At 63.7% G+C, this 22,347-nt stretch carries 17 protein-coding genes and 1 pseudogene; 12 read left to right on the top strand and 6 right to left on the bottom strand.

The features are described from left to right. The first annotated feature begins 184 nt into the window (after positions 1–184). The 8 genes from rpsF (at position 185) to E4L96_RS17060 (ending at position 7,027) form a co-directional block, all read left to right on the top strand. On the top strand, positions 185–568 hold the full coding sequence (gene rpsF / locus E4L96_RS17095) for a 30S ribosomal protein S6 (protein WP_135208419.1): 384 nt from the start codon (positions 185–187) through the stop codon (positions 566–568). Further along, the gene (gene priB, locus E4L96_RS17090; protein WP_135208418.1) at positions 569–853 is read left to right on the top strand and encodes a primosomal replication protein N; all 285 of its coding nucleotides are present in this window, start codon (positions 569–571) and stop codon (positions 851–853) included. Positions 854–874: 21 nt separating this feature from the next. Continuing rightward, complete coding sequence (gene rpsR, locus E4L96_RS17085) at positions 875–1,159, top strand: 30S ribosomal protein S18 (protein ID WP_135208417.1); 285 nt, start codon at positions 875–877, stop codon at positions 1,157–1,159. 33 nt (positions 1,160–1,192) lie between these two features. Further along, complete coding sequence (gene rplI / locus E4L96_RS17080; RefSeq protein ID WP_135208416.1) at positions 1,193–1,645, top strand: 50S ribosomal protein L9; 453 nt, start codon at positions 1,193–1,195, stop codon at positions 1,643–1,645. Positions 1,646–1,802: 157 nt separating this feature from the next. After that, positions 1,803–3,188: a replicative DNA helicase gene (locus E4L96_RS17075; protein WP_135208415.1), complete on the top strand. Its 1,386-nt coding sequence runs from the start codon at positions 1,803–1,805 to the stop codon at positions 3,186–3,188. 80 nt (positions 3,189–3,268) lie between these two features. Further along, positions 3,269–3,895, top strand: coding sequence for a DUF47 domain-containing protein (locus tag E4L96_RS17070; RefSeq protein WP_135208414.1), 627 nt, complete (start codon positions 3,269–3,271; stop codon positions 3,893–3,895). An 88-nt stretch (positions 3,896–3,983) separates the two neighbouring features. Next, positions 3,984–4,994: an inorganic phosphate transporter gene (locus E4L96_RS17065; protein WP_135208413.1), complete on the top strand. Its 1,011-nt coding sequence runs from the start codon at positions 3,984–3,986 to the stop codon at positions 4,992–4,994. A 41-nt stretch (positions 4,995–5,035) separates the two neighbouring features. Then, the gene (locus E4L96_RS17060; protein ID WP_135208412.1) at positions 5,036–7,027 is read left to right on the top strand and encodes a patatin-like phospholipase family protein; all 1,992 of its coding nucleotides are present in this window, start codon (positions 5,036–5,038) and stop codon (positions 7,025–7,027) included. 216 nt (positions 7,028–7,243) lie between these two features. On the opposite strand, the gene E4L96_RS17055 is transcribed toward E4L96_RS17060, so the two are convergent. From E4L96_RS17055 to E4L96_RS17030, 6 genes and pseudogenes are all read right to left on the bottom strand, one after another. After that, positions 7,244–7,930, bottom strand: a complete 687-nt coding sequence (locus tag E4L96_RS17055; protein WP_135208411.1) for a hypothetical protein — start codon at positions 7,928–7,930, stop codon at positions 7,244–7,246. Then, a complete protein-coding gene (locus E4L96_RS17050; protein WP_229414578.1) occupies positions 7,911–8,300 on the bottom strand; it encodes a CHAP domain-containing protein in 390 nt (129 codons plus the stop codon). Before E4L96_RS17050 ends, E4L96_RS17055 begins: the two co-directional genes overlap by 20 nt. 13 nt (positions 8,301–8,313) lie before the next feature. Continuing rightward, positions 8,314–8,809: pseudogene (locus E4L96_RS17045) on the bottom strand (Hcp family type VI secretion system effector). Positions 8,810–9,025: 216 nt separating this feature from the next. Next, positions 9,026–9,241 carry a hypothetical protein gene (locus tag E4L96_RS17040; protein WP_135208410.1) on the bottom strand — a complete coding sequence of 72 codons (216 nt, stop codon included), beginning with the start codon at positions 9,239–9,241 and terminating at the stop codon, positions 9,026–9,028. A 419-nt stretch (positions 9,242–9,660) separates the two neighbouring features. Continuing rightward, positions 9,661–12,015 carry a GspE/PulE family protein gene (locus tag E4L96_RS17035; RefSeq protein ID WP_135208409.1) on the bottom strand — a complete coding sequence of 785 codons (2,355 nt, stop codon included), beginning with the start codon at positions 12,013–12,015 and terminating at the stop codon, positions 9,661–9,663. A 13-nt stretch (positions 12,016–12,028) separates the two neighbouring features. Further along, positions 12,029–12,919, bottom strand: coding sequence for an MBL fold metallo-hydrolase (locus tag E4L96_RS17030; protein WP_135208408.1), 891 nt, complete (start codon positions 12,917–12,919; stop codon positions 12,029–12,031). Between the two features lie 242 nt (positions 12,920–13,161). Between E4L96_RS17030 and E4L96_RS17025 the strand changes: the two genes are divergently transcribed. From E4L96_RS17025 to E4L96_RS17010, 4 genes are all read left to right on the top strand, one after another. After that, on the top strand, positions 13,162–14,781 hold the full coding sequence (locus E4L96_RS17025) for an HD family phosphohydrolase (RefSeq protein WP_135208407.1): 1,620 nt from the start codon (positions 13,162–13,164) through the stop codon (positions 14,779–14,781). A gap of 15 nt (positions 14,782–14,796) precedes the next feature. Next, on the top strand, positions 14,797–17,106 hold the full coding sequence (locus tag E4L96_RS17020; RefSeq protein WP_441359655.1) for a CHASE2 domain-containing protein: 2,310 nt from the start codon (positions 14,797–14,799) through the stop codon (positions 17,104–17,106). 171 nt (positions 17,107–17,277) lie between these two features. Continuing rightward, positions 17,278–18,888: a ShlB/FhaC/HecB family hemolysin secretion/activation protein gene (locus E4L96_RS17015; RefSeq protein WP_135208406.1), complete on the top strand. Its 1,611-nt coding sequence runs from the start codon at positions 17,278–17,280 to the stop codon at positions 18,886–18,888. A gap of 18 nt (positions 18,889–18,906) precedes the next feature. Next, a partial coding sequence (locus tag E4L96_RS17010) for a two-partner secretion domain-containing protein (RefSeq protein WP_135208405.1) occupies positions 18,907–22,347 on the top strand: 3,441 nt, incomplete at its 3' end.

Below are 22,347 nucleotides of genomic sequence, written 5' to 3'. Positions count from 1 at the left end.
TTCCCCCACAGCGCGCCGCGCCGCCACGCACCGCGGCCCCTCCGTGTCCGCCACACCCGTCCCTGCGCGCCCACGCGCAGCTTGAGGCAGCCTGCGATTTCAGGTTATAATCGCCGGCTTACCCCTTCCCACACCCGTCCGACGCCGGGGTGGGCATTTGTTCAAACGTCCTCAAGGAGTGTTTATGCGTCATTACGAAATCGTTTTTATCGTCCACCCGGACCAGAGCGAACAGGTCCCGGCGATGATCGAGCGTTACAAGACCACGGTGACCAGCCGCGGCGGTAACGTCCATCGCGTGGAAGACTGGGGCCGTCGCCAGATGGCTTACCAGATCCAGAAACTGCCGAAGGCTCACTACATCTGCATGAACATCGAGTGCGACAACGAGACCCTGGTCGAGCTGGAAACCGCATTCAAGTTCAATGATGCCGTGCTGCGTCACCTGACCGTGAAGATGAAGAAGGCCGAAACCGCGCCGTCGCCGATGATGAAGTCGGTTCAGCGCGAAGATGCAGCCAAGAGCCACCGCGCCGAAGCCGCCCAGTCGGCCTCTTCCGCGGCCTAAGTGAACCAGCTCGTCGTTGTTGCGACGATCACCGAGCGCGAGACACTGCGCTACACCCCGGCCGGCATCCCCATCGTGGGAGCGCTCCTGAAGCACAGCTCGGAGCAGGTCGAAGCCGGGGTACCCAGGTTAGTCGAGTTCGAGATGCCGGCGGTCGCCGCCGGCGAAATCTCAGGACGGATGAGCCGGGCAGAACTGGGGGCGTCCTACCAGTTCACCGGCTTCCTGGCACGGAAGAATCGCAACAGCAAGGGCCTCGTGTTCCACATCATTGACTTTATTTAGAATTCAGACAGGAGCCTCCAAATGGCATTCGGTAAAAAGTTCGACAAGAACAAGATGAAAGAGAAGCGCAAACAGCAGAACCCGCTGTTCAAGCGCAAGAAGTTCTGCCGCTTCACCGCCGCGAACGTTGAGCAAGTTGACTACAAAGATGTCGACACCCTGAAGGACTTCGTCCAGGAAAACGGCAAGATCATGCCGGCTCGCCTGACCGGTACCAAGGCACACTACCAGCGCCAGGTGGACACCGCGATCAAGCGCGCCCGCTACCTCGCCCTGCTGCCGTACACCGACCTGCACAACGCCTAATCCGCGCCAAGCAGAGAACCTGGAGAACAAAACATGCAAGTTATTCTGTTGGAAAAAGTTGTTAACGTCGGCAACCTGGGCGACGTGGTGAAGGTCAAGGACGGTTACGCACGTAACTTCCTGATCCCGCAAAAGATGGCTCGCCGCGCGACCGAGGCCGCTGTGGCCGAGTTCGAAGCCAAGCGCGCTGACCTGGAGAAGGCTGCTGCCGAGAAGCTGTCGGCTGCCCAAGCCCAGGGCGAAAAGCTGAACGGCATGACCGTGAACATCGCCCAGAAAGCCGGCGTCGACGGTCGCCTGTTCGGTTCCGTGACCAACCACGATATCGCCGAAGCGCTGTCGAAGCAAGGTTTCGCGGTCGAGAAGGCCAACGTGCGTATGCCGAACGGCCCGCTGAAGACCACCGGCGAGCACCCGGTGTCGGTGGCTCTGCACACCGACGTCGTGGTCGACGTGACCGTGGCTGTGACGGGCGAAGCTGCTTAATCCAAGCGCTCTCCCAAGCAAAAGCCGGGCTTGCCCGGCTTTTTTTACGCCCCCACATGGGGCGTGATCTTACGGCAACAAAGGTTGCCAGACGCGCCAAAAATGTGCCTCCCGATGCTTCGGGTTTGTTTCAGATCAAAGGTATAATGCCGGACCTATGAATGCCCCACCCGATCACGAAGTCGATTCCCTCCGCATCCCGCCGCACTCGATCGAGGCCGAGCAATCGGTGATCGGCGGCCTGCTGCGTGACAACGCGGCCTTTGACCGGATTGCGGACTTCATGAATCCCGGTGATTTTTACCGGTACGACCACCGCATCATCTTCGAAAACCTCGTTAAGCTGATCAACGCGTCGAAGCCGGCCGACGTCATCACCGTCTACGAACAGCTCGTCCAGCTCGGCAAGGCCGAGGAGTGCGGCGGGCTGCCCTACCTGAACGCGATGGCGCAAAACACGCCATCTGCCGCCAACATCCGCCGCTACGCCGAGATCGTGCGCGATCGCGGCGTGCTGCGCCGCCTGATCACGGCCGCGGACGAAATCTCCGGCGACGCCTTCAACCCGCAGGGCAAGGACGTCAAGCAGATGCTGGACGCCGCTGAATCCAAGATCTTCGCGATCGCGGAAGAGGGCTCGCGCGGCGCCAAGGGCTGGCTCGCGGTGCAGCCGCTGCTGACCCAGGTGGTCGAGCGCATCGACGAACTGTACTCGCGCGAGAACCAGGGCGAGATCACCGGCGTGCCGACCGGCTTTATCGACCTGGACCGCATGACCTCGGGCCTGCAGCCAGGCGACCTGGTCATCGTGGCGGGCCGCCCGTCCATGGGCAAGACCGCATTCTCGGTGAACATCGGTGAAAACGTCGCGATCGAAGCCGGTCTGCCGGTGGCCGTGTTCTCCATGGAGATGGGCGGTGCCCAGCTGGCGATGCGTATGCTCGGTTCGGTCGGCCAGCTCGACCAGCACCGCCTGCGCACCGGCAAGCTGAACGACGAGGACTGGCCGCGCCTGACGCACGCCATCCAGAAGATGAACGACGCCCAGCTCTACATCGACGAGACGCCGGCGCTGAACCCGATCGAGATGCGCGCCCGCGCCCGCCGCCTGGCCCGCCAGTGCGGCAAGCTGGGCCTGATCATCGTCGACTACCTGCAGCTGATGCAGGGCTCGCAGCCGGGCGACAACCGCGCCGCCGAGATCTCGGAGATCTCGCGTTCGCTGAAAGGCCTGGCGAAAGAATTGCACTGCCCGGTGATCGCGCTCTCCCAGCTGAACCGCTCGCTGGAACAGCGCCCCAACAAGCGCCCGGTCATGTCCGACCTGCGCGAATCGGGCGCCATCGAACAGGACGCGGACGTCATTATCTTCCTGTACCGCGACGAGGTGTACAACCCGGACTCGCCCGACAAGGGCACCGCGGAGATCATCATCGGCAAGCAGCGTAACGGCCCCATCGGCGCGGTGCGCCTGACCTGGATGGGCATGTACACGAAATTCGGCAACTACAGCGGCAGCCTGGGCATCTACCAGGGCGATTAAAACAGCAGCACACAAAACCGCAGCATCCAAGACGGCCCGAACCAGGCCGACGCAGTACCAGAACGCAATCGGAGAAAACCATGTTCGGACGTTTGATGCCCACCGAGGGCAAGTTTTTTGACCTGTTCAACCAGCACGCGGAACTGTGCGTGAAGGGCGCCAAGGAAATGGTCGCCCTCATGACCAATTTCGACGACCTGGAGAACCGCACCCACGCCATCGAGGGCATCGAGAAGCAGGCCGACAAGATCACCTACGCCACGGTGGACCTGCTGCACAAGACCTTCATCACCCCCATCGACCGCGATGACATCCACAAGCTGATCACCCGCATGGACGACATCCTGGACCTGATGGAAGACGCCGCCCAGACCATCAGCCTGTACGACCTGCGCACCGTGACGCCGGAAGCCAAGCGCCTGGCCGAGCTGTCCCTGGCGTGCTGCCAGAAAGTCCAGCAGGCGGTCGGCCTGCTGCAGAACATGAAGAACGCCTCGCAAATCGTCGGCATCTGCGAAGAAATCGACCGCCTGGAATCGGACGCGGACCACGTGATGCGCGCCGCCATGTCCAAGCTGTTCCGCGACGAGCCGGACGTGCGCAACCTGATCAAGATGAAGGCCATCTACGAGATCCTGGAAACGGTCACCGACCGCTGCGAGGACGTGGCCAATATCATCGAAGGCATCATCGTCGAGAACGCATAAGCTTTTCGTTCAGTACACCCCTATTTATAAGAAGAGCTGATATATCGGCCCCGCCGGGCCTGATATGGACACTGAAAAGATCAAGCTTATGCATACTGTAGAACTCAGCATCTACGTTCTGGGCGGCCTCGTTTTGCTGGCCCTGCTGTTCGATTTCATGAACGGCTTTCATGACGCCGCCAACGCGATCGCGACCGTGGTCTCCACCGGCGTCCTCAAGCCGCACACCGCGGTCGGCATGGCCGCCGTGTTCAACTTCGTGGCGATCGCCGTGGTCGGCCTGCACGTGGCAGCGTCGGTCGGCAAGGGCATGGTCGATCCCGCGGTCATCGACCAGTACGTCATCTTCGGCGCGCTGGTGGGCGCCATCGCCTGGAACATCATCACCTGGTACTTTGGCATCCCGTCCTCGTCCTCGCACGCCCTGATCGGCGGCCTGGTCGGTGCGGCGGTGGCCAAGGCGGGCACCGGCTCCCTGATCGCCTCCGGCCTGATCAAGACCGTCACCTGGATCGTGCTGTCGCCGCTGCTCGGCTTCTTCCTCGGCTCGCTGATCATGCTGCTGGTGTCGTGGTTGTTCGTGAAGTCGACTCCGCGCTCGGTGGACCAGTGGTTCCGCCGCCTGCAGCTGGTGTCGGCCGCCGGCTACTCGCTCTCGCACGGCGGCAACGACGCGCAAAAGACCATCGGTATCATCTGGATGCTGATGATCTTCAGCGGCCATATCGCCATGGACGCCAAGGAGCCGCCGCACTGGGTCATCCTGTCGTGCTACACCGCGATCTCGCTGGGCACCCTGTTCGGCGGCTGGCGCATCGTCAAGACCATGGGCCAGAAAATCACCAAGCTCAAACCCGTGGGCGGCTTCTGCGCGGAGACCGGCGGCGCCATCACGGTGCTGATCGCCTCCTTCCTGGGTGTGCCCGTGTCGACCACCCACACCATCACCGGCGCCATCGTCGGCGTGGGTTCGGCGCAAAAGATGTCCGCGGTGCGCTGGGGCGTGGCCGGAAACATCGTGTGGGCCTGGGTGCTCACGATTCCGGCATCGGCCTTCATGGCCGCCATCGCCTGGTACATCGGCAAGCAGATTCTCTGATCCCCACCGGGACGCGCGCGTTCGGATAGCCATCCAGGATCATGCCCGCGTCCCGTTCCCACTTCCATTTCGACGAGCTGCTGCGCGCAGTCATGCGCGACATCTTCGGCGAATTCGACGAGGCCCGCCTCGCCGAATTGATTCCCCGTTTGAGTACCGTGGAACTGGCCGCGGGCCAGGTGCTGGTGTGCGAGGGCGAGCAGTCGGATGCGATGTACATCGTGCTGTCCGGCCGCCTGCGCGCCTGCACCGGCGTCGGCGAGCGCACCGTCACGCTGGGTGAGATCAGCCGCGGAGAAGTCATCGGCGAGATGGGCGTCATCACCGGCAAGCCGCGCAGCGCCACCGTGCAAGCGGTACGCGACTGTGTGCTGATGCGCGTCGGCGCCGCCGACGTGGAAGCAGTGCTGCACACCTGGCCCAACGTTGCGCTGCCGCTGATGCGCAAGCTGCTGGAGCGCCAGGCGCGCATCAATCAGCGCGCCACCGAGCAGCGGCGCGTGGTCAACGTGTGCGTACTGCCGATCACCGCGCTGAAGGGCGGCTCGACCTCGGAGCTGGTCGCCGCCGAATTGCGCGCCCAGCTCGAGGACTGCCTGCAGCGCACCGAAGGCACCGGACAGGTGGCGCTGCACACCTACGCCAAGCTGCCGCAGGCCTTCCGCGACAAGGACTGGGAGCAGTCCGGCTCCCGCAAGCGCCGCATCGCCATCTGGCTGGACGAGCAGGAGCAGCAGCACCGCATGCAGGTGTTCGCGGCCGACCCGGGCGACACGCCATGGACGCGCCTGTGCATCCGCCACGCCGACACCATCCTGCTGCTGGCCGATGCCGACGCCAAGCCGCATCTGACCCCGCTGGAAGAACGCTACCTGATGGGCGAGGCGCCCTTGTCGCGCGCGGCCCAGACGCTGCTGCTGGTGCATCCGGACCAGCGGCCCATGCCGGCGGGGACGCGGCGCTGGCTGGCTCCGCGCCCGCATCTGGGTGCGAACGGCATCACGCACCTGCATCTGCGGCCTGTGCACGCGGGGGACTGGGCGCGGCTAGGGCGCATCCTGTCCGGCCACGCCATCGGCCTGGTGTTCGCGGGCGGTGGTGCCAAAGGGTTCTCGCAGCTGGGCGTGATGCAGGCTTTGGCTGAGCAGGGCATCGTGTGGGATATGGCAGGCGGCACCAGCATCGGCGCGGTGATGGCGTCTTACGCCGCGATGGACCTGCCGCATGACAGCATCGTGCGTCACGCGCGCCGCGCCTTCATGCGCAACCCCACGCGCGACTACAACGTGCTGCCCTTGATCTCCATGCTGCGCGGGCGGCGCCTGCGCGCCGTGATCGGTGATGCGGTGGCCGATGCGGCGGGACTCAACCTGCATGCCGAGGACCTGTGGCTGCCGTTCTTCTGCGTCGCCTCCAACTACTCGCAGGCGCGCACCGAGGTGCTGCGTACCGGGCCGCTCGCGACCATGCTCACAGCCAGCGTCTCCATCCCCGCCGCGCTGCCGCCTGTGCTGTGGAAGGGCGATCTGCTGACCGATGGCGGCACCTTCAACAACTATCCGGTGGACGTGATGCGCGATGTCGGCGCGGCCCAGGTGATCGGCGTGGACCTGCGCAACGAGGTCTATCGGCCGCTCACCATCACGCGCGTGCCGGGGCCGTTCGCGATGCTGGTCGACCGCTACTTCCGCGCCAAGAGCCGACGCGTGTTCGCGGATATCCCGTCATTGCCGACGGCCGTGATGAACGTGGCCCTGCTGCCCAGCGTCGCGCACGACCGCAAGATGCGCGAGATGGTCGACCTGCAGTTCGTGCCCGAGGTGGACAACGTCGGCCTGCTGGAGTGGAAGCGCTTCGACGAAGTGGTCCAGATCGGCCTGAAGCACGGCCGCACCGTGCTGCGCCAAAGCGGCAACGAAGGCATGGTGCGCCAGCTGCGCCGGGCTTCGCTGTCGGCGGCGGTGCATGCGGAAGAACTGCTGGACAGCGACGACACGTTGGCGACCGTGCCAGCCAATTTGTCGCACGTCTAATAGCTAGCATTACGTGCTGACTGTGATGGAGCCAGACATGGCGAAATCTTCAGGGGACCTTACCTGCATTCACCCCGATAGTGAGCGTGAGCGCATTCACTTGCTCCTTGTTCAGGAGGTGGAGCGTGGCCTTGCGGACACCACCGTGGGCAACGTCAGGAGCGCACGCGACGTCATAGCGGATTTCAAGCGCCGACGTGCTGCAAAAAGCCGTCGCTAGTCATTCGGCTCACATTTGACCTGGCCCTGCCACGCCGATGTGCCGCGCAGTGAAACCGTCAGGGAGACCGTCCCCTCGATCTTCGAGCCCGCGCAGATGGAGCGTGCCGTCAGCCGATCGTTCGCTACCCATGCGGGTCTATCGAAGGTAGCCGTGACCGTCTCCACGCCATCCACTGTCGTGATAGTCCCTGCGTAGCCTTTCCAGAGCGTCTTCCCCGCGCGGTCATGGATGCTCCAATTTTCGCCATCCTCGCCCGCATTCTGCTCGATGGCCAAATACATTTTGCCGCGCGGCGAGACCAGAACCGTGTGCCCTGCGGGGATGCGTTTTCCGCTCTCGATCATCAACAGTTCGCCCGAGTGGATGCCTGCGTCCGTTCTTCCGATAAGGTGAGCCTTCATGTCGGAGTTGAATCCGCAATATCGCCAGTGCACGCCACCCATTTCGCCGTCAGTATGCGGCGGCTGATCGCTGAAGCGCCGAACGCCTTTCTTCGTTCTGATCTCAAGTACGTGCGGTTGTATTCGACGTACCCCTGACTGCGCGTGGACGAGCTCACTGGCTTCACCGTCGGTACTTTCGCATGACAGAGCTCCCTGCATTTCTTCGGCACCTACGCCGAAGCAAACCAGGACAATGGCGGCGCAAAAGAGCGCTCGATTACGGGCGGTAGACAACATAGTCAGGCGTCTCGTCACGATATGCAGGACCGGGCCAGAACCCGCGCTTTTGAACAAAGTCGGAAATCCAGCTTGTGCCGTCATAGCCTTGGATATGGCCGCTCTTGCTGCTTGTGGTGGCTTGGATTACTGCGACATCACCCTTTAGAGGCTTGTACGCCGAGAGGTCTGTTACCTTCACAGTCTGAAATCCGGCTCGAAGCAACCACGAGCCCCAATCCTTGGCATGCCGTGGCCAGGTTGAAGGTGTGTAGCCTCCGGCAGCAAGCGCTTCCCTGACACGAAGCGCGCACTGGCCCTTCCCATAGCCGCTCTTGTCGGCCTTCTCGCGCAGGTGGTCAGTGAACTTGTCCACGTCGATTGCTGGCATGGCGTTACCCTGATCAGGCAACGACTTTATTGGTCGACAGATCCCATCCGCCGACAGTCGTACCGCCAGCTCCACCTGCGATTTTCTGCTGGGTGTACTTCCACACCACTTTGCTGAACTTGAGATGGAAGTGTTCCTGCATGCCGCCGGACGGCGTGAGGCCGGGCTTAACTGAGCCAACGAGTACGTTTTCCAGCGACATTTCGAAGTACTTCACGCGTTTCGCCGTTTCCGTCAGCTCGGAAGAACTCGAATTTGGCCTTCGGGATCGTCTTGCCCATCGCGCAGTGTTGGAGCAAAAGTGGCGTCGATAAATCAGTGAGCTTCGCGACGACGATTTCATCGAACTCCGCTCGCGCGGCCGTATGTCCGCCAGCAGTTGATGTGACAGCACTACGGGGTTGGTCAACGCCGAAGTCCACGTCCAGGCATTCGATCCATTCCCTGTGCTTGTCGTCCATCGACTCACCTTTGATTCCATCGATCTGCAGATATGCGTCAACCGCCATGATTCGCCTCCGATTGGACGTGAGAAGTGGTGATTCTTGACGAGCCGCAACGCAAGCGTTTGATCTTGCGCAAGCCCCCGCGCTAGCCTTGACCGGTTGTTGGCTGAGTGAGTCGTTCGGATCTGTTTGGGCGAAAAGGCAACAGTGCGCGCGAATTGTCGAATATTGCCAGTTGCTGACCGTGTGGACCGGCGGGTGGACTACAGTCTTTCCAGATCAGGCGGGATTGGTAGGTTCTGCCTCTTCTTCGGCCTTAATCGGGCGGTACCCAAGAACACGCATCGCCTGCCTCATTTCCGACCGCAACTCGGCAATCTTTTTGTAGTGATAGGCGACGATGCGCCCGTCCGCTTCTTCGAAGACGAAGTGAACATCGCCAGCCGCCACGTGTTTGCGAGCGAACGACATCAGTTCTCTGAGGTGTTCGACCATGTCGAACACTCCATTGACCATTATGTACGACTCCAGCGTGTGCAAGGGAATTTGCTGTAACGCCTTACCGATTGACTCTAGCTCTTCCGGGGCTACCAGCGTGAAGCAGTATCCCAGTAATCTTGAACTCCGAAGACGTGTACTTGAAGAGCTCTCGCGATTTCAAGCGCGGTCCAGGAATGCATTGAGAGGTTCCATGCGTCGCAGGAGCGCTCGTCGATCAGCTGATGCGGTCTGAGCGCGAGCTTCCTCGGATTGACGCTTCATCATGTGAATGGCGACGCAAAGGGCGGCGATCGACCCACAGCGACAGGCCAACCGAGACTACGCGATTACCCTGATGACATCTATCGCTTCTGATTTCTTCGGCGACATTGCATTGGCTAATCCTTCATCGTCGTGATCGATTTAAGCCTGACTTACTTGATGCAAACGGCACGCACCATTTTGATGTCGGTAATCCCTGAGAGGACCTTTTCGATGCCATCCATCTTAAGCGTCATCATCTCATCTTCGAGCGCTGCGGCGAGGAGCTGAGCCACGCGGGCGTGTTCGGTCAGGAGCTTCTTGACCTTGTCCGAGCCGAGCATCAGCTCGTGTAAGCCTACGCGGCCCCGGTAGCCCTTGGTGCACTCGTTGCAGCCGACAGCGCGGTACATCGTGAAGACGCCGTTGGAATCGGCGTATCGCTGCTTCCATCCACCCAGCACCTTAGCCTTTTCCGCCTCTGGATTGCGCTTGAATGCGTCGGTATTGAGCAGCTCCTCGCAATACTCCGCCAGCAGCAGCTGCAGCTCCTCATCACTGGGGTGATACGCCTGCTTGCACGATGAGCACAACCGCTTGGCCAACCGTTGCGCCAGGATGCCGAGCAGCGCGTCGGCGAAGTTGAAGGGGTCCATGCCCATGTCCAGCAGACGCACGATGGACTCCGGCGCGCTGTTGGTGTGCAGCGTCGCAAACACCAGGTGGCCGGTCAGCGACGCTTCGATGCCGGTGGAGACAGTCTCCTTGTCCCGCATCTCGCCGACCATAATGATGTCCGGGTCCGCGCGCAGGAAGGCGCGCATGACGGTCGCGAAGTCCAGGCCCGCCTTGCGGTTCACCTGCACCTGGCGCAGGCCTTTCTGCGTGATCTCGACCGGGTCCTCGGCCGTCCAGATCTTCGTCTCGGGCGTGTTGAGATACGAAAGCACCGAGTGAAGCGTGGTCGTCTTACCGGAACCCGTAGGGCCGCACACGAAGAACAGGCCATACGGCTTTTCGATCGCGGACTTCAGCCGATCGAGGTTGAACGGCAGGACGCCCAGCTTGTCCAGCGGGATCGGCTCACCCGCCGCGAGGATACGCATGACGATATCCTCGACGCCACCGGTCGAAGGAATCGTGGCGACACGCAGCTCGATATCCAAAGGTCCAAACTTCTTGAATTTGATCTTGCCGTCCTGCGGCTTGCGGCGCTCGGAGATATCGAGGTCGCACATGATCTTGATGCGCGCGACCAGCGCGCTGCGGTAGCTCCCCGGGATCTCGATGTAGGGCACCAGCGTGCCGTCCTTGCGGAAGCGGATGCCGGTCTTGCCCTTGCCGGGCAGGGGCTCGATGTGGATGTCCGACACGCCCTGGCGGTAGGCGTCGATGATCACCTTGTTGACCAGCTTGACCAGCTCATTCTCGACGGCCTCGGAGACGTCGCCGCCGCCTTCGCCCTCATCATCTTCGGAGACTTCCATCCCCGACAGCAGTTCGCCCACCGAGGCCAGATCGCCCGTGGCACTGCCGAAGAACAGCCCCGTGGTGAGCCGGAACTCCTCGTTGGTCGTCACGCGGTAGGTCACACGCGACTTCGGGAAGATCTGGTTCACGATGCGCGAGGAATTCACGCGTTCCGGGTCGATGGTCAGCACCACCAGCCCCTGCGGCCCGTCCTCCAGCGGCAGCCAGCCGTTCTCCTCGACGTACTGCTCCTTCAGGTTCTTCAGCAGCTCCACCGGCTTCACGCGGTCCGGCTTGAACGTCTCGTACGGCACGTTGAAGAACTTCGCCAGCGCCGCACCGATGGCGGCCGGCTTGACCTGGAATTCGTTCACCAGCACGTCCTCGATATCGAGGTCCTTCTTGCGCGCGGAGCGCTGCGCCAGTTCGAGCTCGGGCCCGGAGATGACCGCATCTGCCACCAGCGCGTCGTACTTGGTGCGCACGAACTGGGGCGGCTTCATGCGCTGGCTAAAGGCGACGGACAGCGTCTCGCACAGCTCCTTCACCCCCTCCAGGCAGATGCGCGAGAACGGCCCGCCCGCGCGGTTGTTGATGAACTGGATGACGCCCAGCAGGTCGCCAGTCTGCACCGCCAGTAGCGGCGCCACCAGCATTTCGCGCGTGCGGTAGCCGGTGCGCTGGTCCACGCCGCGCTGGAAGTGCAGCTCGGGCGACAGGCGGCGCAGCTCCACGTCGTCATACACGTCGGCGATGTTGGCGGTCATGCGCGTGGCTGCGACCCAGCCTGCGATGGAAGTCGCGTTGATCGGCAGCTTCAGGTCGCGGAAGGAAGTGAGCCCCGTCTTGACCTTGGAGACGATGTGGTCCTTTTCTGGCGTCACCGCGTACAGCGTAAAGCGGTCGCAGTTGAACAGGTCACAGAACTCCATGCCCAGGTCCAGCATGATCTCATCGAGATTGCTGGTGGCGTGGATCTTGGTGGTGACGGTCTGCAGCTTCTTGAAGAATTCCAGGCGCAGGTCGGTCTCGCTGCGCGGGGCGGGGACGGCGTTCATGTGGGGAGCTTGATTACAGTTCGACTTCCAGGCCTTCGTAGGCCAGGACGACTCTCAGGCCATGGGGCAGCGGCTGGTAGCGCGCCATGACTTCCTTGAACGCGGCTTCCAGCTCGTCGTCGCCGCGGGTCGGTTCGTGGTGGGTGCAGTACAGGGCCTTGGCGCCCACGCGCACGGCCATCGCCAGCGCGGAGTCGAAGGTGCCGTGGCCCCAGCCCTGCTTGGCCGGGTATTCGTCGCGCGTGTACGAGCAGTCGACGATCAGCGCATCCACGCCGCGCATGGCGCGATCGATCGCTTCCTGGCGTGCTTCCATCCACAGCGCGTATTCGTCGTGGCGCGGATCGCCCACCGGGTGGATGTTGTAGAACGGCTCATGGTCTCCAGTGAAGAAGACCGCCTTGCCGTTGCAGCTGATCCGGTAGCCCAGATTGGTCACCGGGTGGTTCATGACCACATTCGACACGGTCGCATCACCGACAGGAATTGGTTCTTCCAGCGACAGCGTGCGGTATTCAATGGTCGCATCCATCTGCGTTTCGCTGACGGGGAAGTAGCTGTTCTGGAGCTGGGCCTGCATCACGTGTTCGATGCCGTTGCCGGTCAGCGGATCCTTGGCGCCATGCAGGCGCACCTTGGAACCCTTCACGAACAGCGGGGTGAAGAAGGGCAGGCCGTGGATGTGGTCCCAGTGGCTGTGGGTGATGAAGATGTTCGCGGAGATCGGCTGCGGCCGGGTCATGAGGTTCTGCGCGAGGGCGAACAGGCCGGTGCCACCATCAAGGACGATCAGGGTGCCGTTGTCGGATTGGACTTCGATGCAGGTGGTGTTGCCGCCGTAGCGCGCCGTACGTGGACCGGGCGACGGAATCGATCCGCGCACGCCCCAAAAACGGAATTTCATGAACAAGCTCCCTTGGACCGTCAGCCGAGGCGGCTCGGAACGGCCGCGCTTTCTCAAAAATGTTGCCGTGGATGATAGCGGTTTTACAGGATGAAAGCTTCAATTTTTGTTGCTTCCCGCCGATATGGGGGGACTGCGGATGCAATCTTTCGTGTACATGCGGCAGGCTCTTCAGTACACTTGAGGAGATTACAGTTCGGAAATATCCGAGCAATTAAAACAACTTTTCGGCGCCTCTTTCCATGCATGAACTCAACCACACCCAGATCGCGCAGCGGCTCGACCAGCTCACCGAATTGAGTGTGGCGCTCGGCAATTCGCCGGACACCGGCTCGCTGCTCGAACGCATCCTGCGCGTCGCGAAGAGCCTGACCAACGCGGACGGCGGCACCCTGTACCGCCCCAGCGCGGACAAGCAAAGCCTCAACTTCTACATCTCGATCAACGACACACTGAACATCTACCAGGGTGGCGCCAGCGGCAACGAGATCGACATCCCGAGCGTCCCGCTGTACGACCAGTGGGGCCACCAGAACCTGTCGTCGGTGGCGGCGTATGCGGCCAACTTCCGCCAGTCGGTCAACATCGAGGACGTGTACAAGGCGGACGTCTTCAACTTCTCGGGCATGCGCTCGTTCGACGCCAATTTCGGCTACCACTCCAAGTCCTTCCTCACGGTGCCGATGAGCGACCATGAGGGGGAGCTGGTGGGCGTGCTCCAGCTGATCAACTGCAAGGACCCGGCCAGCGGCGAGATCGTCTCGTTCTCGCAGACCGACCAGCGCTTCATCGAGGCTCTGGCCGCGCAGGCGGCGGTGGCGCTGACCAACCAGCAGCTGATCCGCCAGCTGGAAGAACTGCTGGAAGCCCTGGTCAACCTGATTAACATCGGCATCGACGAGAAGTCGCCGTACACCGGCCGCCATTGCCAGTTCGTGCCCGAGCTGACCATGATGCTGGCGGAGGCAGTCCACAACACCAGCGAAGGCCCGCTGGCCGACTTCCGCATGACCGACGGCGACCGCAAGGAACTCTGGCTGGCCGGCCTGCTGCACGACTGCGGCAAGATCACGACCCCGGTGCACGTGGTGGACAAGGCCACCAAGCTGGAAACGATCTTCGACCGCATCCACATGATCGACACGCGCTTCGAAGTGCTGCTGCGCGACGCCGAGATCCGCGCGCTGAAGATGAAGTGCGAGCCGGGTGCGAACCACGCCGCCATCGACGAAGCGCTGGCCGCCGACCTGGCCCGCCTGCGCGCGGACCGCGAGTTCCTGCGCGTGGCGAATGTGGGCGGGGAAGGCATGAAGCCGGACGACCAGGAGCGCGTGCGCGCCATCGCCAAGTACCGCTGGACCGGACCGGACGGCCAGGAGCAGGACTTCCTGTCCGACGAGGAAGCGATGAACCTGACCATCCGCTTCGGCACCCTGAACGACGCCGAGCGCAAGATCATCAACAACCACATCTCGATGACCATCAAGATGCTGGAGTCGCTGCCCTGGCCCAAGCACCTGGCCAATGTGCCGGAATACGCGGGCGGCCACCACGAGCGCATGGATGGCAAAGGCTATCCGCGCGGGCTGACGAAGGATCAGATGTCGGTGCAGGCCCGCCTGATGGCCATCGCGGACATCTTCGAAGCCCTGACCGCGCGCGACCGTCCGTACAAGAAGGGCAAGCCGCTGTCGGAATCGATGCGCATCCTCGGTAACTTCGCGCTCAACGGGCACATCGACCCGGACCTCTTCGATATCTTCGTGCGCCAGAAGGTCTACCTGACCTTCGCGCAGAAGAACATGGACCCGCGCCAGATCGACCACGTGGACGAAGCGCAGATCCCGGGCTACAAGCCGTAAGCGGAGCAGGGCGGGATGGGAATGCTGCAGCGTATGGGAGCGCGGTTACGCCTGCCGTTCGCGCGCGCCCGCCGCTCGCTGGGCAAGCACGGCATCCGCTGGGCCCTCGGCCTGGCGCTCACCATGCTCGCCGCCGCCCACGTCCTCTCCTACCTGCACAGCGAAACGCTGGACCGCTTCGACCAGTTCCTCTCCGGCCTTCAGCTCCGGTTGGACCCGGTCGAGAAGGACCCGCGCATCGTCATCGTGGACATCGACGGCAAGGCGCTGTCGGAAGTGGGCCGCTTCCCCTGGAGCCGCAACGTCCACGCGAAGCTGATCGACCAGCTGTTCGACCGCTACCACGTCAGCGTGGTCGGCTACGACATCGACTTCCCGGAGCCGGACACCAGCTCCGGCTACGGCGTGCTGGAAAAGCTGGCGAAGACGGAGCTGGCGGATCTGCCCGAGGTGGGCGAGCGCGTGAGCGCCCTGCGCGGCGCGCTTGATTTCGATGGGCAGTTCGCCTCCGCGCTGCAGGGCCGCCCGGTGGTGCTGGGCTTCACGCCCTCCATCGACCAGCACAAGGGCGTGCTGCCCAAGCCCCTGTTCACGGAACAGGACCTGAATGGCCGCGAGCTCGACGCCTTCCATGCGCCAGGCTTCGAAGCGAATATCGCCAAGCTGCAGCGCACCGCCGCCGGTGCGGGCAGCTTTGCAGTGTCGACGGATGACGATGGCCTGGTGCGCACGGTCTTCCTGATCCAGAAGGTCGGCGAAGGCTATTACCCGTCGCTGGCCTTGGCCACCATTGCCCAGCACTTGAAGATCCGCGCCATCAAGCCGGTGTTCACGGAGACCGTGGACACGCTCTCGGACAGCCAGCGCGCCGCCGGCGGCGTGGACGCGATCCAGCTGCTGCAGTCGATGGCCAAGCGCTACAAGGTGCCGGTGGGCGAGGGCATGACCACCGTGATCCAGTACCGCGGCCGGGGCGGCCCGCAGGGCGGCGCCTTCAACTACGTCTCGGCCGCCGACGTGCTGGCGGGCCGCGTGCCAGCGGCCACGCTGAAAGACACGATTGTCCTCATCGGCACCACGGCCCCTGGCCTGGTCGATTTGCGGGCTACGCCGGTCAACCCGCAGTACCCTGGGGTCGAGATCCACGCCAACATCATCAAGTCCATCCTGGAGGGGCGCTTCAAGCACCGCGGCCAGAACGCCACCACGATCGAGACCGCGGTGGTGCTCGCGGTGGGCATCGCCCTGACCCTGGCCCTCGGCGTGGTCGGCCCGTTGGCCTCCGTCGGCATCGGCGTGTGCGCGATGGCGGGTCTGGCCATGCTGGGCCAGTATGCCTACACCCGGCACGACCTGGTCTACAACGGCGCCACCCCGCTGCTGCTGGTGCTGGCGCTGTTTGTGGTGAACGCGGTGCTGGGCTACCTGACCACGCACCGCAAGAACCAGGGCCTGGTCAACCGCTTCGGCGAGTACGTTGCACCCGAGCTGGTGGCCGAGATGGCCGAAGACCCGGACGCCTACAACATGGACGGCGAATCGCGCGAGCTGACCGTGATGTTCGTGGACGTGCGCGGCTTCACCACCATTTCGGAGGGCCTGTCACCCAAGGACCTGCGCGAGTACATCAACCTCTACCTCACCGCGATGTCCGAGGACATCCGCTCCGCCCACCGCGGCACGCTGGACAAGTACATCGGCGACGCGGTGATGGCCTTCTGGGGCGCACCGGTGCACCAGCCGGACCACGCCAGCCGGGCGGTGGCCACCGCGCTGCTGATGCAGGCCTCGGCGACGAAGCTGAACGAGGACTTCCTCAAGCGCGGCTGGCCCGAACTGAAGATCGGCATAGGTCTCAACACCGGCATGATGCACGTGGGGGACATGGGGTCCGCCATCCGCAAGGCCTACACGGTGATGGGCGACGCGGTGAACCTGGGCTCGCGCCTGGAGGGCATCACCAAGGTCTATGGCGTTGGCGTCTGCGTGGGCGCCGCCACGCGCGCCGCGGCCCCGGAATTCATCTACCGCGAGCTCGATCTGGTGCGCGTGAAGGGCAAGAACGAGCCGGTCGCGATCTATGAGCCGCTGGGCAAGGCGGGCGAGGTCGATGGCGCCACCCTGGCGGCCGTCAACCGCTGGCACGAGGCGCTGGCCCACGTGCGCGCGCAGCGCTGGGACGACGCGCACGCGATCCTCACCGAGCTGCAGGCGGTCGACCCCGGATTCGGCCTGTACCAGCTCTATCTCGACCGCATCGAGTGGTTCCGCGCGCACACGCCGGGCGAGGGCTGGGACGGCGTCACCACCTTCGAAACCAAGTAAATCGCCATTCCAAGTCCCCCACCCTTGGGGGGTGATGTCCAGAAATGTTGCGTTGCACGCTAAATTTTTCTCCCAGCCAAGTTTTTTTCTGACGCGCAAGATATTTCTCGATAAACTCTCTGCGTCAGTTCCCTTCCCAAAACAATAACCAGAAGAAGTCGAGTCCAAAGCATGAGACTACCTTTCGCACGCCTGCTCGCAGGCTCCGTGCTGGCTGCGGCTGTGAGCGCGGCGTGGGCACAAACGGCACCCGCCGCGCAGGACGCCGCCGCCGCTCCGGGCATGCCCGACGTGCCGCGCTTCGCCATCACCCGTTTCGACGTCACCGGCAACACGCTGCTGCCCCAGGCCGATGTGGACGCCGCCGTCGCCCCCTACGCAGGCGCGGAGCGCGACTTCGGCGACGTCCAGCGCGCGCTGGAAGCGCTGGAAGCGGTCTACCACGCGCGCGGCTACAACGTGGTCAGCGTGCGCCTGCCGGAGCAGGAGCTGAATGGCGGTGTGGTGCGGCTGGTGGTCGTGCAGACGAAGATCGGCAAGATCAACGTCCGCGACAACAAGTACTTCGACGCCACCAACATCCGCCGCAGCGTGCCAGCCCTGCAGGAAGGCCAGACCCCGAACCTGGACCGCGTCTCGGCCCAGCTGAAGGCGGCCAACGAGAACCCGTCCAAGAAGATCACCCTGCGCCTGGCAGGCGGGCAGGCCGACGATGAAGTGGATGCGAACATCGACGTCGCCGACCAGAAGCCCTGGCGCGCGATGCTCAACCTGGACAACACCGGGACCGGCGAAACCGGCCGCACCCACGTGACGGCGGCGCTGCAGCACGCGAACCTGTTCGGCCGCGACCACGTCGGCTCCCTGCAGTACACCACGACCGCACAAAAGCCGGACCAGGTGAGCGTGTGGGGCGCGGGCTACCACATCCCGCTGTATGAGCTGGGCGACTCGGTCGACCTGTTTGCCAACTACTCGAACGTGGATTCGGGCGTGGTCGCCGCGGGCATCTTCAACCTCGCGGTCAGCGGCCGCGGGACCGTCTACGGTGGCCGCTACAACCACACGCTGGCCAAGCGCGGCACCTACGAATCGAGCCTGATCTATGGCTTCGACTGGAAGGCCTACCGCAGCACCGTGCTGCTCGGGACCTCCAATTTCGGCAACGACATCACGGTGCACCCGCTGTCCGTCACCTACACCGGCAACCAGCCTCTGGATGGCGGCGAGGCCGCATTCTCCGCGTCGCTGGTGAAGAACGTTTCGGGTGGGGACAAGGGCGACAGCGCTGCTTTCGCCGCCTCGCGCGCCGGCGCCAAGGCCTCGTACACGCTGGTGCGCCTGGCCGGGAACCTCACCCGCCGCACTGCGTCCGACTGGCTGCTGCGCGCCATCGCCAACGCCCAGCTGTCGGGCGACGCGCTGGTCTCGGGCGAGCAGTTCGGCGCGGGCGGTTCCGCGTCGGTGCGCGGCTTCGAAGAACGCGAACTGGCCGGCGATTCGGGCCTGAACACCAACCTGGAAGCGTGGACCCCGGAGCTGTGCGGATCCACGGGCAAGTGGCAGTGCCGCGGCCTGGGCTTCTACGACGCCGCCTACGTGCGCCGCAACCACGCGCTGGCCGGTGAACTCACCAGCACCACCATCGGCAGCGTGGGCCTGGGCCTGCGCATGTCCTATGGCACCAGCATGAACCTGCAGGTCGACTGGGGCCACGCCGTGCAGCACGGCGCCCTCCCGGGCGGCAACCGCGTGCACGTGCGCGTCGGCTTCGCGTACTGATTGAAGTAAGAGGATCACATGAACAAGCGCATCCTTCCCATCCTGCTGGCGGCCAGCTTTGGCGCTGCCATCGCCGCGCCGACCGCGCCGGTGGTGGTCAGCGGCCAGGCCACTTTCGCCCAGCAGGGCAACGTGTTCTCGATCACGAACACGCCCAACGCGATCATCAACTGGCAGAGCTTCAATATCGCGCCGGGCGAGATCACCCGCTTCATCCAGCAGAACGCGGACAGCGCGGTCCTGAATCGGATCACCGGCCAGGACCCGAGCCAGATCCTCGGCGCGCTGCAGTCGAACGGCCACGTCTTCCTGATCAACCCGAACGGCATCATGTTCGGCAAGGACGCGCGCATCGACGTGAACGGGCTGACGGCATCGACGCTGAACATCTCCAACGCGGACTTCATCGCGGGCAAGCGCAACTTCGCCAGCGGCGGCGCGGCGGGCGCGGTGGCCAACCAGGGCACCATCATCACGCCGAACGGCGGCAGCGTGTTCCTGATCGCACCGCAAGTCGAGAACAGCGGCATCATCACCGCACCGAACGGACAGGTGGTGCTGGCCGCGGGCCACACGGTGCAGCTGGTCGACTCGGGCAACCCGGACCTGCACGTGGTGGTCTCCGCGCCTGCGGACCAGGCCATCAACCTGGGCCAGGTGATCGCGCAGGGTGGCCGCATCGGCATCTACGGCGCGCTGGTGAACCAGCGCGGCATCGTCAACGCCAACAGCGCCGTGGTCGGCGCCAACGGCAAGATCGTCCTCAAGGCCAGCCGCGACACGCTGCTGGAGCAGGGCAGCGTGACCACGGCCACTGGCGCGGGCCCCGGCGGCGACATCCGCCTGCTGGGCGCGCGCGTGGGCCTGACCGGCAATGCGCAGGTGGACGCCAGCGGCGCCACTGGCGGTGGCTCGGTGCTGGTGGGTGGCGACTATCAAGGGAAGAACGCGGACCAGGTGGCGCACGCGCAGAACACCTGGCTGGGGCAGGGCGCCAGCATCAAGGCCGACGCTATCCAGACCGGCAACGGCGGCAAGGTGGTGCTGTGGTCCGATGGTGCGACCAGCGCGTTCGGCAGCATCAGCGCGCGCGGTGGCGCCAATGGCGGCAACGGTGGCGTGGTGGAGACTTCTGGCCACGACCTGACCGTGGCCGGGGCCCGCGTCGACACGTCCGCGGCCAAAGGCAAGCGCGGCTCCTGGCTGCTGGATCCCCAGAACATCATCGTCGACACCACCGGCAGCACGCCGCTGGCCGATGCGGCGGCGTTCTCGTCGCTCCCAGGCGCGGACGCGCTGGTCAGCAAGGCCACGCTGGAGGCGGCAACCTCTGACGTTATTCTGCAGGCCACCAACGACATCACGTTCAATACCGCGGTCAACCTGGGCCATGCATTAAATGCCACCGCCGGCCACGCCATCAATGTCAATGCGGACCTCACCGCTGGGAACATCGCACTGACGGGCGACTCGATCAACCTCGCCGCCGGCAAGAAGATCAATAGCAGCAACGGCTGCGGCTCCAGCTGCAGCGTCGAGTTCAAGGCCAACACACTGGTGTTCGGCCCCTCGTCCGGCAGCGATATCACAGCCGTCACAGCCAGTGGCAGCAACAGCGTCATCTCCATCGTGCCCTTGACTGGCTCGCGCACCATGCAGTTTATCGATGCAGCGCACCGGGACAGCGGCAAGCTGTCGCTGACGCCGACGGAGCTGGGATCCTTGCACGCCGCGGAAGTGAATCTCGGCAGCAGCGCCTCTACCGGAGATTTCCTGTGGAGCTGGGCAGGGGGCTACCCCAGCGGTGCCTTCAACACCATCGTCATTGAGACCGGCGGCAATATCATCTTCGACAACCGGCTGGAAATGCAGGATGCCGGCACGATCGTCCTCGGCAGCTACGGCTCCGGCTCTATCACCTTCAACCCCAGTGGAGAGCTATCGGCGGGCAAGGTCTTCTTCCGTACCGATAACCTGACCCTCAACAGCATTGCCGGGATCACGGCGAGCGATTCGATCAACATCGACACCTATCACCTCTACCGCGACATCAAGCTCGGCAGTGGTGCGGTCGACGGCGCGGCGCTGGCCATCGATCAGACTGAACTCGATCAGCTTAAGTCGGCCAAACTGGAATTCGGCTCCGCGACCCGGACCGCTCCGATCGAGGTGGTGGGGAATGCTCTGTACTCTCAGTCGACGGCCCAGCAGATGACTCTGAACTTGGGCACCGGTGGGCTCACGGTTTATGGCGCCTTTGACGGCGGCTCTAACGGTACCTTGCTCCTGAACTCCAATGGCGGCGGGATCACCGCGACGTCGAGCGGTAACCTCAAAGCCAACAGGGTGCACATCGCAGGCAACGGCGGCACCATCGTGGACCTGGACAATGGCGCTGCCAACTATATCAGCGCGCTGACAGGTTCCGATCTGGGGCAGCTGAACATCAAGCTCGGCGGCGGCAGCCATATCGGTTCAGGCACCTCGGGGGTGACAGTCACCGGTACTGGCGGCGTCTACGTCAAGTCGCTGGCGGGCTTGATCATCGACTCCGTCCTGGACGGCGGTTCGGGCGGCGTCAACCTTGTCGGCGACAATGAAGGCACACTCACCGTCAACTCCGGTGGCATCGTGGTTGGCGACAACGTGACGCTGGACTTTTTCCATGGCATGAACCTGGCTGGACATATTGCCGCTGTCGGCGATAGCGGGCGACTGGACATCGACTCGACGGGCACATTGGCGCTCGGCGGTAGTGCGTCCGCCACCGGTCTCCACGCGAACCTGTACATGCACTCCACCGGTGCGACCACGTTGAACGGCACGGTGACTGCTGATGGCGAGGCCAATGTACGATCCGATGCGGCCATCCAGGTCAACGGCCTGCTGCATGCCAACGGCGATATTTATGTCGAGGGCCAGGCCATCACGACCGGTTCGACAGGGCTGATTTACGGCCCGGATCTCACTGTGATTTCGAAAGACAGCATAGGCAGTAGCAGCGCGCCGCTGATGACGCGCGTGGGCGGGCTGTGGGCTCAGGTCGAGAATAACAATGCTTCCATCTACGTGCGTAACAACCTGTTGGCGCCGGGCCCGCTCAACTTGCGGCTCGCCTATCGCTTCGGCGCCGCCTTCGATTCGCCGGGCATGGTCAGCATCGTCAACGACGGCGCCATGACCTTGGCCAACCGTTCCACGGAAAGCAGCATGCAGGAGACGGTGCGGTCTGGTCAGGGCGACATCCACCTGGAGACGCACAGCCCCCTGACCATCGGCGGTATCGTCCGCAGCACGACCGGTAACATTGACCTGATCGCCGGCGACGGTGGCGAGCTGAAGGTCACCAATCCGGGCTTCGTGAGCTCCACCAGCGGCAACGTCAGCCTGACCGGCGGCACCATCATCGCCCCGGCCGGCTCCGTGGTCACCACCGGCACTGTGACCCAGAACCAGACC

The sequence above is a fragment of the Zemynaea arenosa genome, assembly GCF_004614185.1.
GTDB classification, from domain to species: domain Bacteria; phylum Pseudomonadota; class Gammaproteobacteria; order Burkholderiales; family Burkholderiaceae_D; genus Telluria; species Telluria arenosa.
This window is presented reverse-complemented; position numbering and strand designations above follow the sequence as displayed.

Excerpts from the sequence above, each read along its gene's own strand:
- E4L96_RS17075 (WP_135208415.1), top strand. The coding sequence starts at position 1,803 with ATGAATGCCCCACCCGATCACGAAGTCGATTCCCTCCGCATCCCGCCG.
- E4L96_RS17070 (WP_135208414.1), top strand. The coding sequence starts at position 3,269 with ATGTTCGGACGTTTGATGCCCACCGAGGGCAAGTTTTTTGACCTGTTC.
- E4L96_RS17065 (WP_135208413.1), top strand. The coding sequence starts at position 3,984 with ATGCATACTGTAGAACTCAGCATCTACGTTCTGGGCGGCCTCGTTTTG.
- E4L96_RS17060 (WP_135208412.1), top strand. The coding sequence starts at position 5,036 with ATGCCCGCGTCCCGTTCCCACTTCCATTTCGACGAGCTGCTGCGCGCA.
- E4L96_RS17030 (WP_135208408.1), bottom strand. The coding sequence starts at position 12,919 with ATGAAATTCCGTTTTTGGGGCGTGCGCGGATCGATTCCGTCGCCCGGT.
- rpsF (WP_135208419.1), top strand. The coding sequence starts at position 185 with ATGCGTCATTACGAAATCGTTTTTATCGTCCACCCGGACCAGAGCGAA.
- E4L96_RS17025 (WP_135208407.1), top strand. The coding sequence starts at position 13,162 with ATGCATGAACTCAACCACACCCAGATCGCGCAGCGGCTCGACCAGCTC.
- rpsR (WP_135208417.1), top strand. The coding sequence starts at position 875 with ATGGCATTCGGTAAAAAGTTCGACAAGAACAAGATGAAAGAGAAGCGC.
- E4L96_RS17040 (WP_135208410.1), bottom strand. The coding sequence starts at position 9,241 with ATGGTCGAACACCTCAGAGAACTGATGTCGTTCGCTCGCAAACACGTG.
- E4L96_RS17020 (WP_441359655.1), top strand. The coding sequence starts at position 14,797 with ATGGGAATGCTGCAGCGTATGGGAGCGCGGTTACGCCTGCCGTTCGCG.
- E4L96_RS17055 (WP_135208411.1), bottom strand. The coding sequence starts at position 7,930 with ATGTTGTCTACCGCCCGTAATCGAGCGCTCTTTTGCGCCGCCATTGTC.
- E4L96_RS17035 (WP_135208409.1), bottom strand. The coding sequence starts at position 12,015 with ATGAACGCCGTCCCCGCCCCGCGCAGCGAGACCGACCTGCGCCTGGAA.
- E4L96_RS17050 (WP_229414578.1), bottom strand. The coding sequence starts at position 8,300 with ATGCCAGCAATCGACGTGGACAAGTTCACTGACCACCTGCGCGAGAAG.
- rplI (WP_135208416.1), top strand. The coding sequence starts at position 1,193 with ATGCAAGTTATTCTGTTGGAAAAAGTTGTTAACGTCGGCAACCTGGGC.
- E4L96_RS17015 (WP_135208406.1), top strand. The coding sequence starts at position 17,278 with ATGAGACTACCTTTCGCACGCCTGCTCGCAGGCTCCGTGCTGGCTGCG.